Source organism: Escherichia coli DSM 30083 = JCM 1649 = ATCC 11775 (assembly GCF_003697165.2).
GTDB classification, from domain to species: Bacteria; Pseudomonadota; Gammaproteobacteria; order Enterobacterales; family Enterobacteriaceae; genus Escherichia; species Escherichia coli.
In genome coordinates, this window is record NZ_CP033092.2 from 3,765,404 (window position 1) to 3,783,214 (window position 17,811).

Sequence of the window (17,811 nt, forward strand, 5' to 3'; positions counted from 1 at the left end):
GGATAGTGATGAGCAATTACGCACTGACACAAACTATCGTTACCGGCAGCGATCCGCGCGCCCTGCCGGAGTTCAGCGCCATCCGCGAAGAAATTAACAAAGCTAACCACCCGTCACAGCCGGAGCTGAACTGGAAACTGGTGGAATCGCTGGCGCTGTCGATTTTTAAGGCCAACGGGGTGGATTTGCATACCGCCACCTACTATACGCTGGCACGTACACGTAATCAGGGACTGGCAGGGTTCTGTGAAGGCGCGGAACTGCTGGCTGCGATGATCATCCACGAATGGGATAAATTCTGGCCGCAGAGTGGTCCGGCGCGGACTGAGATGCTGGACTGGTTCAACACCCGCACCGGGAATATCCTGCGCCAGCAGGTTTCCTTTTCCGAAAATGATCTTTCGTTGCTCTACCGCACGGAACGGGCTTTGCAGCTTATCTGCGACAAACTCCAGCAAGTGGAACTGAAGCGCCAGCCGCGCGTGGAAAATCTGCTTTATTTTGTGCAGAACACACGCAAGCGGTTTGAGCCGCAGCCCAGAAACCGTACTGATACGGCGGCACAGACCATGGTCAGAACGCTGGTCTATGCGCCTGAAGGCACGGCTTCCGCCACAGCGGAAACCATGCCCCCCCTACCCGACCTGCCGGAAATGCGGGTGGGGGTGCGCGGTGTGGCAGATAACGCCGACAAAGCAAAACAGGGCGACACGGTAAAAGGTTTTGTTGCCGGTGCCGCCTGTACTGCCGTTATCGCATCTGCACTCTGGTGGTGGCAGGCGTATCCGATGCAGCAGCAGCTTACACAGGTCAGGGATACCACACAGGGAGCCGCCACCGTCTGGTTGGCATCCCCGGTACTGAAAGAATATGAACAGTACCTGCAACAGCTTCTGAATGCCCCGCCACTACAGCCGCTGGAAACCGGAATGCAGATGATGCGCACCGCAGACACCCTCTGGCCGGAAAGCCTGCAACAGCAGGAAGCCAGCAGGATGTGGAGCAACACGCTGAGAAACCGGGCGCAAGCCAGTCCGCAGATGAAGGGCTGGCAACAAGCGCGGCAGAATTTGCGGGATTTTGCAGATTTGATGATGAAGAAGGAGACGGAGAAACAGGGTTTCACCCTATCGTATATCAAAACGGTGACCTGGCAGGCCGAACGGTTACTGAATCAAGAAACACCACTGGAGTACCTGCTGACGCAGTACCAGGAGACCCGTACACAGAAGCAGGACACACAGGCGTTGGAAAAAGAGATCAACGAACGGCTGGACGGGCTGTTAAGCCGCTGGCTGCTGCTGAAAAATACCGGACAGGATATGGCAACGGATAACAGAACCGAACCTGTCCATCCAACTCATTGAGATTAAGGAGAATAACAATGGCAAATCCCGTCTATCTGACACTGAACGGAGAACTTCAGGGGCTGATTTCATCCGGATGCTCGTCAATGCCGTCCATCGGTAACAAAGCCCAGATTGCACATCAGGATCAGATCATGGTGACGTCACTGTCCCATGGTCTGAGCCGTGCGCAGAATGTCAACCATCAGGAGTTGACCATCACGAAACCGGTGGACAAATCCTCCCCTCTGCTGGGCAAGGCCATTTCAGAGAATGAATGTCTGACCTGTGATTTTGTATTCTACCGCACCAACCGCTTTGGAATTAATGAACCGTACTACAAGCTGAAACTGGCTAACGCCCGGCTCTCAAACATCGGCCTTACCGTTCCCCATACCATTAACGACAGTCCAGGGCAGGCGGAAGAGTCTGTGTCATTTACCTATGAGAGCATCAATTGGGAGCACAGCGTCGCCGGAACCAGTGCATACAGCCTTTGGAGTGAACGGATTTTCTAAGTTACCAGGGAGTCTTTCATCTGCATTATTGTTATATTTTAAAAAGGCAATTTAACATTATAGGATAAAATGACAAAGTACGGTTAATCACGAATAAAAATTCTTAATTAACCGTACCTGCTGTTTTATAGATGTATATGATGTATTTTTGACAGTTCAACCGAAAACTCGAATTACAGCTTATATGTTGAGAGGACAATAAATAACTTTAGGAAAGTTTTTACCACTCCTAAAAGACATATGTAAAATTAATTAGCAGACTTGTTCCATAGTGTAAAATAGAAAAGAGAAATGCTCTTTCTTGCTAAGTACCACTAAAACGTCTGGTATAAAACCTCACTACTGATATCGATTCACCAGGTCTTTAACCACTGCTGCATACGTTTTCTGCTTAAGTTGTGAAATCTGCTGTTCTGCCACATCAAGGCTGTCAGAATTTTTATTCCCTATCTGCGGAAAAATCACTTTCGATTCATAATTCACAGGCGACCAGGTAGCCCACTCACCTGTAGCCACATCCACCAACGTGAATCGAACCAAATAACGCAGTGACATCGTGTCAGTCAATTTTTGATTTTTATAATCTGTCCAAACTATTGATTTCAATCCAGAGTCATATTTTCCTGTCTGCAACGTATCCTGGAAAACAATAATCGCTTTCTGATGGCCTTTTGCTGCAACAAAACGCAATGCCTGCATCCAGTTCATATTTTCGGCATCTACAATATCCAGGCTTTCATCTTTGTTTTTGTCTTTATTACAGGTTACAGTTTTTTTCCTGTCAGGAATGCCAGAAAATGTGGCAACTGTATAATATTTTCTCATCTCCTCCTGCATAATGGTTTCCGGTGCGCGACTGCCAGACTGAACAAGTATTACAGGAGAATTAAGAGGCACACGAAACTCATCTCCTTCAAGCGCAGCTTGAATATCCTCCTCGGATACAGCCAGTGTGGTTTCATTACCATATAAATCTTTGTCTGTTAGTTGCTGGGGAACGTTTTTATTAATAGAAATTTGTGTGGTTTGAGTTTTTTTCTTTTTTTCATCAATAGGAGATTCAGAGGCACATCCTGCAAGCAGCGAGAATAATACACATATACAACAAACCTTTTTTAAATTCATAATCGGACACTCCCTCGCCTGTCATAATCATGGTAATGTTTAGCTAACGATTTTTAATTATATACTCCACTTGAATCAGAACAAACAAAAAATAACAGCAAATATAAATTCATTAAATCAATAGAAAAATGAAAATCATAACGTGCAAATATATTTAAATTGAATGATTCGATAGCATGATTAAATATTAATGACATGGTCTATCATATGTGATTAACACATTTACAGCATAACAAAATCATAGACCGAAGAAATAGCGGGATTTAGATGAAAAAACCGCAAAATTAAAAATCTTGCGGCTCTCTGAACTCATTTTCATGAGTGAATTTGGCGGAACGGACGGGACTCGAACCCGCGACCCCCTGCGTGACAGGCAGGTATTCTAACCGACTGAACTACCGCTCCGCGTTGTGTTCCGTTGGGAACGAGGCGAATATTACGGATTGCCTCACCCTTCGTCAACGGTTTTTCTCATCTTTTGAATCGTTTGCTGCAAAAATCGCCCAAGTCGCTATTTTTAGCGCCTTTTACAGGTATTTATGCCCGCCAGAGGCAGCTTCCGCCTTTCTTCTGCACCAGATCGAGACGGGCTTCATGTGCTGCAAGCTCTTCATCTGTCGCAAAAACAACGCGTAACTTACTTGCCTGACGCACAATGCGCTGAATTGTTGTTTCACCTTGTTGCTGTTGTGTCTCTCCTTCCATCGCAAAAGCCATCGACGTTTGCCCACCAGTCATCGCCAGATAAACTTCCGCAAGGATCTGGGCATCGAGTAATGCCCCGTGCAGCGTTCGTTTACTGTTATCTATTTCGTAGCGGGCACATAACGCATCGAGGCTGTTGCGCTTACCGGGAAACATTTTCCTCGCCACCGCAAGGCTATCGGTGACCTTACAGAAGGTATTGGTCTTCGGAATATCGCGCTTAAGCAACGAAAACTCGTAGTCCATAAAGCCGATATCGAACGCTGCGTTATGGATCACCAGCTCCGCGCCGCGGATATAGTCCATGAACTCATCGGCTACCTCGGCAAACGTGGGCTTATCGAGCAAAAATTCATCGGCAATACCATGTACGCCAAAGGCTTCCGGATCCACCAGCCGATCGGGTTTGAGATAAACATGGAAGTTATTGCCCGTCAGGCGACGGTTCACCACTTCAACGGCACCAATCTCAATGATCTTGTGGCCTTCATAGTGCGCACCAATCTGGTTCATACCGGTGGTTTCGGTATCGAGAACGATCTGGCGTGTAATTGCAGTGCTCATAGCGGTCATTTATGTCAGACTTATCGTTTTACAGTTCGATTCAATTACAGGAAGTCTACCAGAGATGCTTAAACAGGTAGAAATTTTCACCGATGGTTCGTGTCTGGGTAATCCTGGACCTGGGGGTTACGGCGCTATTTTACGCTATCGCGGACGCGAGAAAACCTTTAGCGCTGGCTACACCCGCACCACCAACAACCGTATGGAGTTGATGGCCGCTATTGTCGCGCTGGAGGCGTTAAAAGAACATTGCGAAGTCATTTTGAGTACCGACAGCCAGTATGTCCGCCAGGGTATCACCCAGTGGATCCATAACTGGAAAAAACGTGGTTGGAAAACAGCAGACAAAAAACCAGTAAAAAATGTCGATCTCTGGCAACGTCTTGATGCTGCTCTGGGGCAGCATCAAATCAAATGGGAATGGGTTAAAGGCCATGCCGGACACCCGGAAAACGAACGCTGTGATGAACTGGCTCGTGCTGCGGCAATGAATCCCACACTGGAAGATACAGGCTATCAAGTCGAAGTTTAAGCCTGTGGTTTACGACATTGCCGGGTGGCACCAACCGCCTGGCGAATTCGCGGTTTGTTCTTGCTCTGTTTCATCGGATTTAGCGTTAAAGGAATAGTCCGTTTCCGGGCAACAATAAGTTGTAAGCAACCAAGCGCAGGAATATGCGCATTCAATAGTTTTCCTCCGTGTTTGTTCCACGGGAGAACGTGGAAACGGCTGGCGTGTAGCACTTCAAAATTCAACAAAGAGAGCCAGTCCAGCTGCCGCATCAGAGTGAACATCCGGCTGTTATAGGGCGATGTTTTGCGCAATACCGGCACAAGTTTGCGTAATCCCATTAAACTGATGGGATTGAAGCCACTAATCACCAGCCAGCCATCATCAATCAGTACCCGATCGGCTTCACGCAATAAACGATGCGGATCAGTGCACCACGGCAATGTATGTGCCAGTAGACAAACATCAACGGATTTATCGGCAAAAGGAAGATGAAGTGGGTCCGCCTGCACCTGGACGGGCATTCCTTGCGCAGAAACATTCACTTGATGAGAAACCGCGCACGCTTCGCAATTGATTTCTGCGCTTAAATTGCCAATCTTAAGCAGATGAAAACCATACATTTTAGTGAACCACGGGTTGAGCTGACGCTCCAGCGCCTTGCGATAAAGCTCTCCCCAGGGCAAATCGCCCCAGCAATCAGGAGCCACGACAGTTTGAGGGACTCTTGCCGGTTTCATCACAACCTTCCGTTTCACACTGAGAGGTAATCTATGAATCTTAACAGTATTCCCGCCTTTGATGACAATTACATCTGGGTTTTGAATGATGAAGCAGGTCGCTGTCTGATTGTCGATCCCGGGGACGCAGAGCCAGTATTAAACGCCATTTCCGCCAATAACTGGCAACCGGAGGCCATATTTCTCACCCACCATCACCACGATCACGTTGGAGGCGTAAAAGAACTGGTGGAAAAATTTCCGCAAATTGTGGTGTATGGACCACAAGAGACACAAGATAAGGGAACAACACAGGTAGTCAAAGATGGCGAAACTGCCTTCGTTTTGGGGCATGAATTTAGTGTAATTGCCACACCGGGTCACACTTTAGGACATATCTGTTACTTCAGTAAACCTTATCTATTTTGCGGCGACACGCTGTTTTCTGGTGGGTGTGGTCGGTTGTTTGAAGGGACACCATCACAAATGTATCAATCAATTAAAAAGTTAAGTGCGTTACCTGACGATACATTGGTATGTTGTGCTCATGAATATACCTTATCAAATATGAAGTTTGCTTTGAGTATTCTTCCGCACGATTTGTCCATAAATGATTATTATCGTAAAGTTAAGGAGTTACGGGCAAAAAATCAAATAACACTACCCGTAATTCTGAAAAATGAGCGGCAAATTAATGTTTTTTTAAGAACGGAAGATATTGATTTAATTAATGTAATTAATGAAGAAACATTATTGCAACAACCTGAAGAACGTTTTGCATGGTTAAGGTCAAAGAAAGATAGGTTCTGATAAAACTTTCTTGTCATCGGCTCCGTTCGCCGTTATGATCGGTCGTCTTTTAAGCAACTATTGACACACACATGAAGGCAAAAGCGATATTACTCGCCTCTGTCCTGCTCGTGGGTTGCCAGAGCACCGGCAACGTTCAACAGCACGCACAGAGCCTTTCTGCAGCTGGTCAAGGGGAAGCAGCAAAGTTTACAAGTCAGGCACGATGGATGGACGATGGGACGTCTATCGCGCCAGATGGTGACTTGTGGGCTTTCATTGGCGACGAGCTAAAGATGGGAATTCCGGAAAACGACCGGATTCGCGAACAGAAACAGAAATATTTACGCAATAAGAGCTATCTCCACGATGTAACTTTACGGGCAGAGCCGTATATGTACTGGATAGCCGGGCAAGTTAAAAAACGTAACATGCCTATGGAACTGGTACTACTACCCATAGTGGAGAGCGCTTTTGATCCTCACGCAACGTCTGGCGCCAATGCCGCGGGCATCTGGCAGATCATTCCGAGCACGGGGCGCAATTATGGTTTGAAACAGACACGCAATTATGACGCGCGTCGCGATGTTGTTGCTTCAACAACTGCCGCGCTGAACATGATGCAGCGTCTGAACAAGATGTTTGACGGCGACTGGCTTCTGACCGTAGCGGCTTATAACAGCGGCGAAGGTCGGGTCATGAAGGCAATTAAAACGAACAAAGCGCGTGGGAAATCCACGGACTTCTGGTCGTTACCGTTGCCGCAGGAAACGAAGCAGTACGTGCCTAAAATGCTGGCATTGAGTGATATTCTCAAAAACAGCAAGCGTTATGGCGTACGTCTGCCAACGACCGATGAAAGCCGTGCTCTGGCGCGTGTGCACCTGAGCAGCCCGGTTGAAATGGCGAAGGTTGCAGATATGGCGGGGATTTCCGTCAGCAAGCTGAAGACATTCAACGCTGGCGTGAAAGGCTCCACGCTGGGCGCAAGTGGTCCGCAGTACGTGATGGTGCCAAAGAAGCATGCAGATCAACTGCGTGAATCTCTGGCTTCGGGCGAAATTGCTGCTGTACAGTCGACGCTGGTTGCCGACAATACGCCGCTTAACAGCCGTGTTTACACCGTACGCTCTGGCGACACGCTTTCAAGTATCGCTTCACGTCTCGGCGTTAGCACCAAAGATTTGCAGCAGTGGAACAAACTGCGCGGATCTAAGCTGAAGCCAGGCCAAAGCTTGACGATTGGCGCAGGTAGTAGCGCACAGCGGTTGGCAAACAACAGCGATAGCATTACGTATCGTGTGCGCAAAGGCGATTCGCTTTCAAGCATTGCTAAACGCCACGGCGTGAACATCAAAGATGTGATGCGCTGGAACAGCGATACTGCGAATCTGCAACCAGGCGATAAGCTGACGTTGTTTGTGAAAAACAACAACATGCCAGATTCCTGACAAACCAGATAATGAAAGGCACCGATTCCCCCGGTGCCTTTTTTATTTATGCTGCTTTATGTGCTTCTACCATGATGATATCACTGGTGAAAGAGCCATCATTCTGCAAGGCAAAATACGTTTTCACCTCTGTCGATGCGCTCTGTTGGTAAATGCGAATAGCGTCTACTAACGCTTCTGGCGTACGCATTCTCGCGACCCATGAAGAAAATTCCAGCGGTAACTTATCTGTAATTAAATTATCAACTATCAGATTGGCTTCATTGATTAACCTCAACCACTCACCGCTGGCGTAGTTTCGTACGTGAGAGGTATCGCGTAATGCTTCTACCGTCTGTAACCAGATGTCGCGCACTGGGTGGCCCGGAGACATTACGTCCATCACAATCAGCCTACCGCCAGGTTTCAATATCCGGTTCACTTCACGCAGTGCTGCACCAACATCATGCCAGTGATGGGCAGAATAACGGCTGATAACAATATCAAATGCGTTATCGGCAAATGGCAGACTTTCGGCATAACCCTGGCGGGTGGTGATATTTTTCAGTTGCCGGGCTTCGGCAGCTTGTGCCACGACATCCAGCATTTGGGCAGATAAGTCATACGCTACCACCGCGCTCACGTTTTGCGCAGCAACAAAGCTGGCATGCCCTGCTCCGCAGCCCATATCAAGTACACTTGCATCAGGATAATCAGCCAGACGCACCGCCAGGCGCTGTAAATCTCGTCCGGATGCATGTACGGTACTGGTCAGATATTCGCTGGCTTGAGAGCTAAACTGCTTTTCTACGTGGTCATGGTGGGATTGTGTTGTCATTGCGCTGTCCTTTTGTTGTTTGAGTATAAAAGGGCAGCGCCAAACGTTGGTCTGCCCTGTGGCAGACCTGACATACCTTATTTATCAGGCTTGCCGGGACTGAATTCAACGAGTAGCGGATTGTGATCGGAAGCGCGCGTAACCAGTACAGAAGCTTCGCTGACGTTCAGACCACGGTAGAAAACAAAATCGAGCGGGCGACCAAACGCCCGACGGCGCTGATCATCGGTAAAACGCACCTGGCGTAGCGACATTTCCCGCGCAAAGCGATATAACGCGTTCATCCTTCTACGGCTCCAGGCATTGAAATCTCCCGCCATAATGACCGGGCCACTGTGGTGAGCTATCTGATCGCCAATAGGAAGTAACTGCTTACTATAGACATCCACGCCCAGACTGAAGTTGACGGCGTGTATATTAACCACCATCAACAGGCGGGTGTCAGGTAAGGGATAGACCGTCACCAGTGCCGATTTCGCCAGACGCAAAATGGGTTCTCGTTCACGTAACGGGCAGCAATACACTGGATGTGCCGCCGAAAGGGTCATTACGCCAGAAGGATGTTGTGGCAGCACGAAAGCGGGTACCTGATCGGCGGCAAGATAGTTAGCAGTCGCAAACTGTACTAACTCTGGCGTTGTCTGCGCTTCCTGCAATAACACCAGATGTGCATCTTTGCCGTAGTTCTTTAATACCGACAACCATTCAGCGCGTTGCTGTTTGTATATGTTCCACACCAGGATCCGAATACGCTCTTCGGTACTTAACGGTTCTCCAGGTGGTAATGCCTGGCCGATGCTCGCAAAAGACCCCGGCGGTAAGATCCTTTCCGCAGGTTGTCCGGCAACATAGCGCATGGCATAGGTGTTTTTTCGCACTTTTGACTTTGAAACCTCTATCACGTCAACCCTTCCGCACTCGGGAGGGTTCTACTGTTATAGGGATTTTAGCTCACTCTTTCAACGAGCAATTGTATATTGTTATGTAAGCAAGTGCTTACACCGGTCAGGATTTTGCTCATTATTGAGAACATTAAATCGGATGGCATATCTCGCATCCTGATGGTTTAATGACAAATAAATTCAAAATATCTCTTCTATTTTGCAACAGGAGCAAAAATGAAAGCCACGTCGGAAGAACTCGCCATTTTTGTTTCAGTCGTCGAAAGCGGCAGCTTTAGCCGGGCAGCGGAACAATTAGGGCAAGCAAACTCAGCGGTAAGCCGGGCGGTGAAAAAGCTGGAGATGAAACTTGGCGTTAGCCTGCTTAATCGGACCACGCGGCAACTTAGCCTGACGGAAGAAGGCGAGCGTTATTTTCATCGCGTACAGTCAATTTTGCAGGAGATGGCAGCGGCAGAATCAGAAATTATGGAGACGCGTAATACACCGCGTGGACTGTTACGGATCGATGCCGCAACTCCAGTGGTGCTGCACTTTCTGATGCCGTTGATTAAGCCTTTTCGTGAACGCTATCCGGAAGTCACTTTATCGCTAGTCTCCTCCGAAACGATTATTAATTTGATCGAAAGAAAAGTGGATGTCGCGATACGCGCCGGTACGTTAACGGATTCCAGCTTACGTGCCAGGCCGTTATTTAACAGTTATCGAAAAATTATCGCCTCCCCCGATTATATTTCCTGCTACGGGAAGCCAGAAACGATCGACGATTTAAAGCAACATATTTGCCTGAGATTCACTGAACCCGCTTCCCTCAATACCTGGCCGATAGCCTGTAGCGATGGACAATTACATGAGGTGAAGTACGGTTTGTCATCCAATAGTGGGGAAACACTGAAACAGCTTTGCCTGAGTGGCAACGGGATTGCGTGTTTGTCCGACTACATGATCGACAAAGAAATCGCTCGCGGAGAATTGGTGGAGTTAATGGCAGATAAAGTGTTGCCAGTGGAAATGCCATTCAGTGCAGTCTATTACAGCGACCGTGCGGTAAGTACGCGCATCCGGGCTTTTATCGATTTCCTTAGCGGACATGTAAAAACAGCTCCCGGAGGAGCTGTCAGAGAGGCTTAATCCCATTCAGGAGCCAGACCTTCCGGGCTAACCAGGCGGTCGTTGCAATCCAGTGCGGCGATCGCTTTTTTATCTTCGGCATCAAGCTGTAAATTTTGTGCCTTAAGATTACTCTCCAGGTTTTCACGTTTAGTAGAAGAAGGAATTACTGAGTAACCTTCCCCCATAGCCCACGCCAGAATCACTTGAGCCGGAGTCGCATTGTGTTTAGCTGCAATACGAGCAATAACCTTATCTTTCAGTGCATTGCCATACGCCAGAGTCATATAGGAAGTAATATGGATACCGTGCTGTTTAGCCCAAGCGACCACTTTACGGTTTTGCAGATAAGGAGAGAGTTCAATCTGGTTAGTAGCGATGTTTTCAGCGCCAACAGCAGCAATCGCTTTTTCCATCAATGGGATCGTGAAGTTGGAAATACCGATCTCACGCGTCAGCCCTTGTTTTTTGGCTTCCAGCAGCGCCTGCATAAACTCTTCAGCAGAGACTTCATCGCTTGGTGACGGCCAGTGGATTAGCGTCAGATCAACATAATCGGTACGCAATTTTTGCAGGCTCTCTTTCAGACTCGGGATCAATTTGTCTTTGCTGAGATTTTCAATCCAGATTTTAGTGGTGATGTAGAGTTCATGACGTGGCACGCCACTTTCTGCAATCGCCTGACCTACTGCGGCTTCGTTATCATAGATTTGTGCGGTATCAATTGCGCGATAATCAAGTTCAAGCGCCGTTTTCACAGATGAAATAACAACGTCGTCTTTCAGACGGAAAGTGCCTAAACCAAATGCAGGGATAGCCATAATATGCCTCTTTTAATGCTATTTTCGTTAACTGAGGTGATTATGGGCTTCAGACAGTTGTGGAAAAATGGCGTAAAACGCAGAGGATTTTTGCGATTTTGGCAATAATAGAAATACAAACGAAAAAAAACCTCGAGCGTTAACTCGAGGCTTCTTAATAAGTGGCGGAACGGACGGGACTCGAACCCGCGACCCCCTGCGTGACAGGCAGGTATTCTAACCGACTGAACTACCGCTCCACCGAATTCTTTTACAACCACCGGTTTATAACCGGCTTACTGCTAAATTTGATGCCTGGCAGTTCCCTACTCTCGCATGGGGAGACCCCACACTACCATCGGCGCTACGGCGTTTCACTTCTGAGTTCGGCATGGGGTCAGGTGGGACCACCGCGCTACGGCCGCCAGGCAAATTCTGTTTTATCAACACGTCCTGTTCTGACCTGTCGATTTAATCTGTATCAGGCTGAAAATCTTCTCTCAATCCGCCAAAACAGCTTCGGCGTTGTAAGGTTAAGCCTCACGGTTCATTAGTACCGGTTAGCTCAACGCATCGCTGCGCTTACACACCCGGCCTATCAACGTCGTCGTCTTCAACGTTCCTTCAGGAGACTCTAAGTCTCAGGGAGAACTCATCTCGGGGCAAGTTTCGTGCTTAGATGCTTTCAGCACTTATCTCTTCCGCATTTAGCTACCGGGCAGTGCCATTGGCATGACAACCCGAACACCAGTGATGCGTCCACTCCGGTCCTCTCGTACTAGGAGCAGCCCCCCTCAGTTCTCCAGCGCCCACGGCAGATAGGGACCGAACTGTCTCACGACGTTCTAAACCCAGCTCGCGTACCACTTTAAATGGCGAACAGCCATACCCTTGGGACCTACTTCAGCCCCAGGATGTGATGAGCCGACATCGAGGTGCCAAACACCGCCGTCGATATGAACTCTTGGGCGGTATCAGCCTGTTATCCCCGGAGTACCTTTTATCCGTTGAGCGATGGCCCTTCCATTCAGAACCACCGGATCACTATGACCTGCTTTCGCACCTGCTCGCGCCGTCACGCTCGCAGTCAAGCTGGCTTATGCCATTGCACTAACCTCCTGATGTCCGACCAGGATTAGCCAACCTTCGTGCTCCTCCGTTACTCTTTAGGAGGAGACCGCCCCAGTCAAACTACCCACCAGACACTGTCCGCAACCCGGATTACGGGCCAACGTTAGAACATCAAACATTAAAGGGTGGTATTTCAAGGTCGGCTCCATGCAGACTGGCGTCCACACTTCAAAGCCTCCCACCTATCCTACACATCAAGGCTCAATGTTCAGTGTCAAGCTATAGTAAAGGTTCACGGGGTCTTTCCGTCTTGCCGCGGGTACACTGCATCTTCACAGCGAGTTCAATTTCACTGAGTCTCGGGTGGAGACAGCCTGGCCATCATTACGCCATTCGTGCAGGTCGGAACTTACCCGACAAGGAATTTCGCTACCTTAGGACCGTTATAGTTACGGCCGCCGTTTACCGGGGCTTCGATCAAGAGCTTCGCGTTACCGCTAACCCCATCAATTAACCTTCCGGCACCGGGCAGGCGTCACACCGTATACGTCCACTTTCGTGTTTGCACAGTGCTGTGTTTTTAATAAACAGTTGCAGCCAGCTGGTATCTTCGACTGATTTCAGCTCCACGAGCAAGTCGCTTCACCTACATATCAGCGTGCCTTCTCCCGAAGTTACGGCACCATTTTGCCTAGTTCCTTCACCCGAGTTCTCTCAAGCGCCTTGGTATTCTCTACCTGACCACCTGTGTCGGTTTGGGGTACGATTTGATGTTACCTGATGCTTAGAGGCTTTTCCTGGAAGCAGGGCATTTGTCGCTTCAGCACCGTAGTGCCTCGTCATCACGCCTCAGCCTTGGTTTTCCGGATTTGCCTGGAAAACCAGCCTACACGCTTAAACCGGGACAACCGTCGCCCGGCCAACATAGCCTTCTCCGTCCCCCCTTCGCAGTAACACCAAGTACAGGAATATTAACCTGTTTCCCATCGACTACGCCTTTCGGCCTCGCCTTAGGGGTCGACTCACCCTGCCCCGATTAACGTTGGACAGGAACCCTTGGTCTTCCGGCGAGCGGGCTTTTCACCCGCTTTATCGTTACTTATGTCAGCATTCGCACTTCTGATACCTCCAGCAACCCTCACAGGCCACCTTCACAGGCTTACAGAACGCTCCCCTACCCAACAACACATAGTGTCGCTGCCGCAGCTTCGGTGCATGGTTTAGCCCCGTTACATCTTCCGCGCAGGCCGACTCGACCAGTGAGCTATTACGCTTTCTTTAAATGATGGCTGCTTCTAAGCCAACATCCTGGCTGTCTGGGCCTTCCCACATCGTTTCCCACTTAACCATGACTTTGGGACCTTAGCTGGCGGTCTGGGTTGTTTCCCTCTTCACGACGGACGTTAGCACCCGCCGTGTGTCTCCCGTGATAACATTCTCCGGTATTCGCAGTTTGCATCGGGTTGGTAAGTCGGGATGACCCCCTTGCCGAAACAGTGCTCTACCCCCGGAGATGAATTCACGAGGCGCTACCTAAATAGCTTTCGGGGAGAACCAGCTATCTCCCGGTTTGATTGGCCTTTCACCCCCAGCCACAAGTCATCCGCTAATTTTTCAACATTAGTCGGTTCGGTCCTCCAGTTAGTGTTACCCAACCTTCAACCTGCCCATGGCTAGATCACCGGGTTTCGGGTCTATACCCTGCAACTTAACGCCCAGTTAAGACTCGGTTTCCCTTCGGCTCCCCTATTCGGTTAACCTTGCTACAGAATATAAGTCGCTGACCCATTATACAAAAGGTACGCAGTCACCCCATAAAGAGGCTCCCACTGCTTGTACGTACACGGTTTCAGGTTCTTTTTCACTCCCCTCGCCGGGGTTCTTTTCGCCTTTCCCTCACGGTACTGGTTCACTATCGGTCAGTCAGGAGTATTTAGCCTTGGAGGATGGTCCCCCCATATTCAGACAGGATACCACGTGTCCCGCCCTACTCATCGAGCTCACAATATGTGCATTTTTGTGTACGGGGCTGTCACCCTGTATCGCGCGCCTTTCCAGACGCTTCCACTAACACACACACTGATTCAGGCTCTGGGCTCCTCCCCGTTCGCTCGCCGCTACTGGGGGAATCTCGGTTGATTTCTTTTCCTCGGGGTACTTAGATGTTTCAGTTCCCCCGGTTCGCCTCATTAACCTATGGATTCAGTTAATGATAGTGTGTCGAAACACACTGGGTTTCCCCATTCGGAAATCGCCGGTTATAACGGTTCATATCACCTCACCGACGCTTATCGCAGATTAGCACGTCCTTCATCGCCTCTGACTGCCAGGGCATCCACCGTGTACGCTTAGTCGCTTAACCTCACAACCCGAAGATGTTTCTTGCGATCCATCATCGTGTTGCGAAAATTTGAGAGACTCACGAACAACTTTCGTTGTTCAGTGTTTCAATTTTCAGCTTGATCCAGATTTTTAAAGAGCAAAACTTCGCAGTGAACCTTTGCAGGTACACTCTGAAGTATTTTTTATTTAATCACTACAGAGATGGTGGAGCTATGCGGGATCGAACCGCAGACCTCCTGCGTGCAAAGCAGGCGCTCTCCCAGCTGAGCTATAGCCCCATAACATGTAGTTAAAACCTCTTCAAATTTGCGATGCAAATTTGGTAGGCCTGAGTGGACTTGAACCACCGACCTCACCCTTATCAGGGGTGCGCTCTAACCACCTGAGCTACAAGCCTGTAGAGGTTTTACTGCTCATTTTCATCAGACAATCTGTGTGAGCACTTCAAAGTACGCTTCTTTAAGGTAAGGAGGTGATCCAACCGCAGGTTCCCCTACGGTTACCTTGTTACGACTTCACCCCAGTCATGAATCACAAAGTGGTAAGCGCCCTCCCGAAGGTTAAGCTACCTACTTCTTTTGCAACCCACTCCCATGGTGTGACGGGCGGTGTGTACAAGGCCCGGGAACGTATTCACCGTGGCATTCTGATCCACGATTACTAGCGATTCCGACTTCATGGAGTCGAGTTGCAGACTCCAATCCGGACTACGACGCACTTTATGAGGTCCGCTTGCTCTCGCGAGGTCGCTTCTCTTTGTATGCGCCATTGTAGCACGTGTGTAGCCCTGGTCGTAAGGGCCATGATGACTTGACGTCATCCCCACCTTCCTCCAGTTTATCACTGGCAGTCTCCTTTGAGTTCCCGGCCGGACCGCTGGCAACAAAGGATAAGGGTTGCGCTCGTTGCGGGACTTAACCCAACATTTCACAACACGAGCTGACGACAGCCATGCAGCACCTGTCTCACGGTTCCCGAAGGCACATTCTCATCTCTGAAAACTTCCGTGGATGTCAAGACCAGGTAAGGTTCTTCGCGTTGCATCGAATTAAACCACATGCTCCACCGCTTGTGCGGGCCCCCGTCAATTCATTTGAGTTTTAACCTTGCGGCCGTACTCCCCAGGCGGTCGACTTAACGCGTTAGCTCCGGAAGCCACGCCTCAAGGGCACAACCTCCAAGTCGACATCGTTTACGGCGTGGACTACCAGGGTATCTAATCCTGTTTGCTCCCCACGCTTTCGCACCTGAGCGTCAGTCTTCGTCCAGGGGGCCGCCTTCGCCACCGGTATTCCTCCAGATCTCTACGCATTTCACCGCTACACCTGGAATTCTACCCCCCTCTACGAGACTCAAGCTTGCCAGTATCAGATGCAGTTCCCAGGTTGAGCCCGGGGATTTCACATCTGACTTAACAAACCGCCTGCGTGCGCTTTACGCCCAGTAATTCCGATTAACGCTTGCACCCTCCGTATTACCGCGGCTGCTGGCACGGAGTTAGCCGGTGCTTCTTCTGCGGGTAACGTCAATGAGCAAAGGTATTAACTTTACTCCCTTCCTCCCCGCTGAAAGTACTTTACAACCCGAAGGCCTTCTTCATACACGCGGCATGGCTGCATCAGGCTTGCGCCCATTGTGCAATATTCCCCACTGCTGCCTCCCGTAGGAGTCTGGACCGTGTCTCAGTTCCAGTGTGGCTGGTCATCCTCTCAGACCAGCTAGGGATCGTCGCCTAGGTGAGCCGTTACCCCACCTACTAGCTAATCCCATCTGGGCACATCCGATGGCAAGAGGCCCTAAGGTCCCCCTCTTTGGTCTTGCGACGTTATGCGGTATTAGCTACCGTTTCCAGTAGTTATCCCCCTCCATCAGGCAGTTTCCCAGACATTACTCACCCGTCCGCCACTCGTCAGCAAAGCAGCAAGCTGCTTCCTGTTACCGTTCGACTTGCATGTGTTAGGCCTGCCGCCAGCGTTCAATCTGAGCCATGATCAAACTCTTCAATTTAAAAGTTTGATGCTCAAAGAATTAAACTTCGTAATGAATTACGTGTTCACTCCTGAGACTTGGTATTCATTTTTCGTCTTGCGACGTTAAGAATCCGTATCTTCGAGTGCCCACACAGATTGTCTGATAAATTGTTAAAGAGCAGTTGCGACGCGGCTTTCAGCTCACTGTCGCGAGGTGGCGTATATTACGCTTTCCTCTTTCAGAGTCAACCCTGAATTTCAGGATTTTTCTCTTCAACCGAACCGGCTGTTTGTGTGAAGTGATTCACATCCGCCGTGTCGATGGAGGCGCATTATAGGGAGTCGTTTCAGGAAGACAAGCGGAAAAATGCATTTTTATTTCAACCGCTCATCTTTTAATCATTACGCCGGTTTTTGCTGCTTTTTTATCGCTTGCGGAAGGTCTGCCAGGCTATTTAACACCCAATCCGCCGCGTTTTCTGCTTCAGGCGTAATAGGTTTACCCGTACGCACCAGCACTTTTGTTCCCACGCTCGCCGCAGCCGCTGCCTGCATATCTTCTAATTTATCGCCCACCATATAAGAAGCGGCCATATCAATATGCAAATAATCGCGTGCTGACAAAAACATCCCCGGATGTGGTTTGCGGCAGTCGCAGACCTGGCGAAACTCTTCAACACTACCCTGCGGATGATGCGGGCAATAATAGATACCATCCAGATCGACATCGCGGTCCGCCAGCGACCAGTCCATCCACTCGGTCAGCGTTTCAAACTGTGCTTCAGTAAATTTACCGCGAGCAATGCCAGACTGGTTGGTTACTACCACCAGCGCAAAGCCCATTTTTTTTAGCTCGCGCATGGCGTCAATAACACCGTCGATAAATTCAAAGTTGTCGATCTCATGGACATAACCGTGATCGACATTAATGGTGCCATCACGGTCAAGAAAAATTGCGGGTACGCTCTTCGCCACCTTTTATAGCTCCTTAATAAGGCATGTGACGCTAGTATCGCATGTTTCGACCTGCAAGAAAGTGCTCTTCGCATAAACCTGATTGATTTAGACGT

General features: G+C 49.2%; 13 protein-coding genes, 4 tRNA genes and 3 rRNA genes. 6 read left to right on the plus strand and 14 right to left on the minus strand.

The annotated features are described in order from the left end of the window. Window positions 1-8 precede the first annotated feature (8 nt). Together EAS44_RS19495 and EAS44_RS19500 are read left to right on the plus strand one after the other, a co-directional pair. Entirely contained in the window at window positions 9-1,367 is a 1,359-nt protein-coding gene (locus EAS44_RS19495; RefSeq protein WP_000073801.1) for a VasL domain-containing protein, read from the plus strand. 17 nt (window positions 1,368-1,384) lie between these two features. Then, window positions 1,385-1,864, plus strand: a complete 480-nt coding sequence (locus EAS44_RS19500) for an Hcp family type VI secretion system effector (protein WP_000013181.1) — start codon at window positions 1,385-1,387, stop codon at window positions 1,862-1,864. Window positions 1,865-2,203: 339 nt separating this feature from the next. Here the strand turns inward: EAS44_RS19500 and EAS44_RS19505 are convergent, their stop codons facing one another. The 3 genes from EAS44_RS19505 to dnaQ all read right to left on the minus strand — a co-directional run bounded on the left by EAS44_RS19505 (window position 2,204) and on the right by dnaQ (window position 4,258). Beyond that, complete coding sequence (locus EAS44_RS19505; protein WP_001049698.1) at window positions 2,204-2,989, minus strand: hypothetical protein; 786 nt, start codon at window positions 2,987-2,989, stop codon at window positions 2,204-2,206. Window positions 2,990-3,317: 328 nt separating this feature from the next. After that, window positions 3,318-3,394: transfer RNA gene (locus EAS44_RS19510), tRNA-Asp, on the minus strand. Between the two features lie 132 nt (window positions 3,395-3,526). Further along, a complete protein-coding gene (dnaQ, locus tag EAS44_RS19515; RefSeq protein ID WP_001308374.1) occupies window positions 3,527-4,258 on the minus strand; it encodes a DNA polymerase III subunit epsilon in 732 nt (243 codons plus the stop codon). Window positions 4,259-4,322: 64 nt separating this feature from the next. Here dnaQ and rnhA point away from each other — a divergent pair, with 64 nt between their 5' ends. After that, a complete protein-coding gene (gene rnhA, locus EAS44_RS19520; RefSeq protein ID WP_000917883.1) occupies window positions 4,323-4,790 on the plus strand; it encodes a ribonuclease HI in 468 nt (155 codons plus the stop codon). Here rnhA and yafS read toward each other — a convergent pair. Beyond that, the gene (yafS, locus tag EAS44_RS19525; RefSeq protein WP_001295200.1) at window positions 4,787-5,509 is read right to left on the minus strand and encodes a class I SAM-dependent methyltransferase; all 723 of its coding nucleotides are present in this window, start codon (window positions 5,507-5,509) and stop codon (window positions 4,787-4,789) included. The two genes, rnhA and yafS, sit on opposite strands and share 4 nt — an antisense overlap. A gap of 33 nt (window positions 5,510-5,542) precedes the next feature. Here yafS and gloB point away from each other — a divergent pair, with 33 nt between their 5' ends. Both gloB and mltD read left to right on the plus strand, forming a co-directional pair. After that, on the plus strand, window positions 5,543-6,298 hold the full coding sequence (gene gloB, locus EAS44_RS19530) for a hydroxyacylglutathione hydrolase (RefSeq protein WP_001052741.1): 756 nt from the start codon (window positions 5,543-5,545) through the stop codon (window positions 6,296-6,298). Between the two features lie 71 nt (window positions 6,299-6,369). Next, entirely contained in the window at window positions 6,370-7,728 is a 1,359-nt protein-coding gene (mltD, locus tag EAS44_RS19535; protein ID WP_000644685.1) for a murein transglycosylase D, read from the plus strand. Between the two features lie 46 nt (window positions 7,729-7,774). Here mltD and EAS44_RS19540 read toward each other — a convergent pair whose 3' ends face one another. Then, on the minus strand, window positions 7,775-8,545 hold the full coding sequence (locus tag EAS44_RS19540; protein ID WP_000211705.1) for a class I SAM-dependent methyltransferase: 771 nt from the start codon (window positions 8,543-8,545) through the stop codon (window positions 7,775-7,777). 77 nt (window positions 8,546-8,622) lie between these two features. Then, on the minus strand, window positions 8,623-9,423 hold the full coding sequence (yafD, locus tag EAS44_RS19545; RefSeq protein WP_001230983.1) for an endonuclease/exonuclease/phosphatase family protein: 801 nt from the start codon (window positions 9,421-9,423) through the stop codon (window positions 8,623-8,625). Window positions 9,424-9,663: 240 nt separating this feature from the next. Between yafD and yafC the strand changes: the two genes are divergently transcribed. After that, complete coding sequence (gene yafC, locus EAS44_RS19550; protein WP_000648548.1) at window positions 9,664-10,578, plus strand: DNA-binding transcriptional regulator YafC; 915 nt, start codon at window positions 9,664-9,666, stop codon at window positions 10,576-10,578. On the opposite strand, the gene dkgB is transcribed toward yafC, so the two are convergent. The 8 genes from dkgB to gmhB all read right to left on the minus strand — a co-directional run bounded on the left by dkgB (window position 10,575) and on the right by gmhB (window position 17,716). After that, the gene (gene dkgB, locus EAS44_RS19555; protein ID WP_000997016.1) at window positions 10,575-11,378 is read right to left on the minus strand and encodes a 2,5-didehydrogluconate reductase DkgB; all 804 of its coding nucleotides are present in this window, start codon (window positions 11,376-11,378) and stop codon (window positions 10,575-10,577) included. The two genes, yafC and dkgB, sit on opposite strands and share 4 nt — an antisense overlap. Before the next feature lie 162 nt (window positions 11,379-11,540). After that, window positions 11,541-11,617, minus strand: a tRNA-Asp gene (locus EAS44_RS19560). A gap of 53 nt (window positions 11,618-11,670) precedes the next feature. After that, window positions 11,671-11,786, minus strand: a 5S ribosomal RNA gene (rrf, locus tag EAS44_RS19565). A 100-nt stretch (window positions 11,787-11,886) separates the two neighbouring features. Further along, a 23S ribosomal RNA gene (locus EAS44_RS19570) occupies window positions 11,887-14,790 on the minus strand. Between the two features lie 183 nt (window positions 14,791-14,973). After that, window positions 14,974-15,049: transfer RNA gene (locus EAS44_RS19575), tRNA-Ala, on the minus strand. A gap of 42 nt (window positions 15,050-15,091) precedes the next feature. After that, window positions 15,092-15,168, minus strand: a tRNA-Ile gene (locus EAS44_RS19580). A gap of 68 nt (window positions 15,169-15,236) precedes the next feature. Next, window positions 15,237-16,778 (minus strand): 16S ribosomal RNA (locus EAS44_RS19585). Together the 16S, 23S and 5S rRNA genes with 3 tRNA genes alongside form the textbook arrangement of a ribosomal RNA operon. A 365-nt stretch (window positions 16,779-17,143) precedes the next feature. Beyond that, a complete protein-coding gene (gmhB, locus tag EAS44_RS19590; RefSeq protein ID WP_001140167.1) occupies window positions 17,144-17,716 on the minus strand; it encodes a D-glycero-beta-D-manno-heptose 1,7-bisphosphate 7-phosphatase in 573 nt (190 codons plus the stop codon). Window positions 17,717-17,811: the final 95 nt, after the last annotated feature.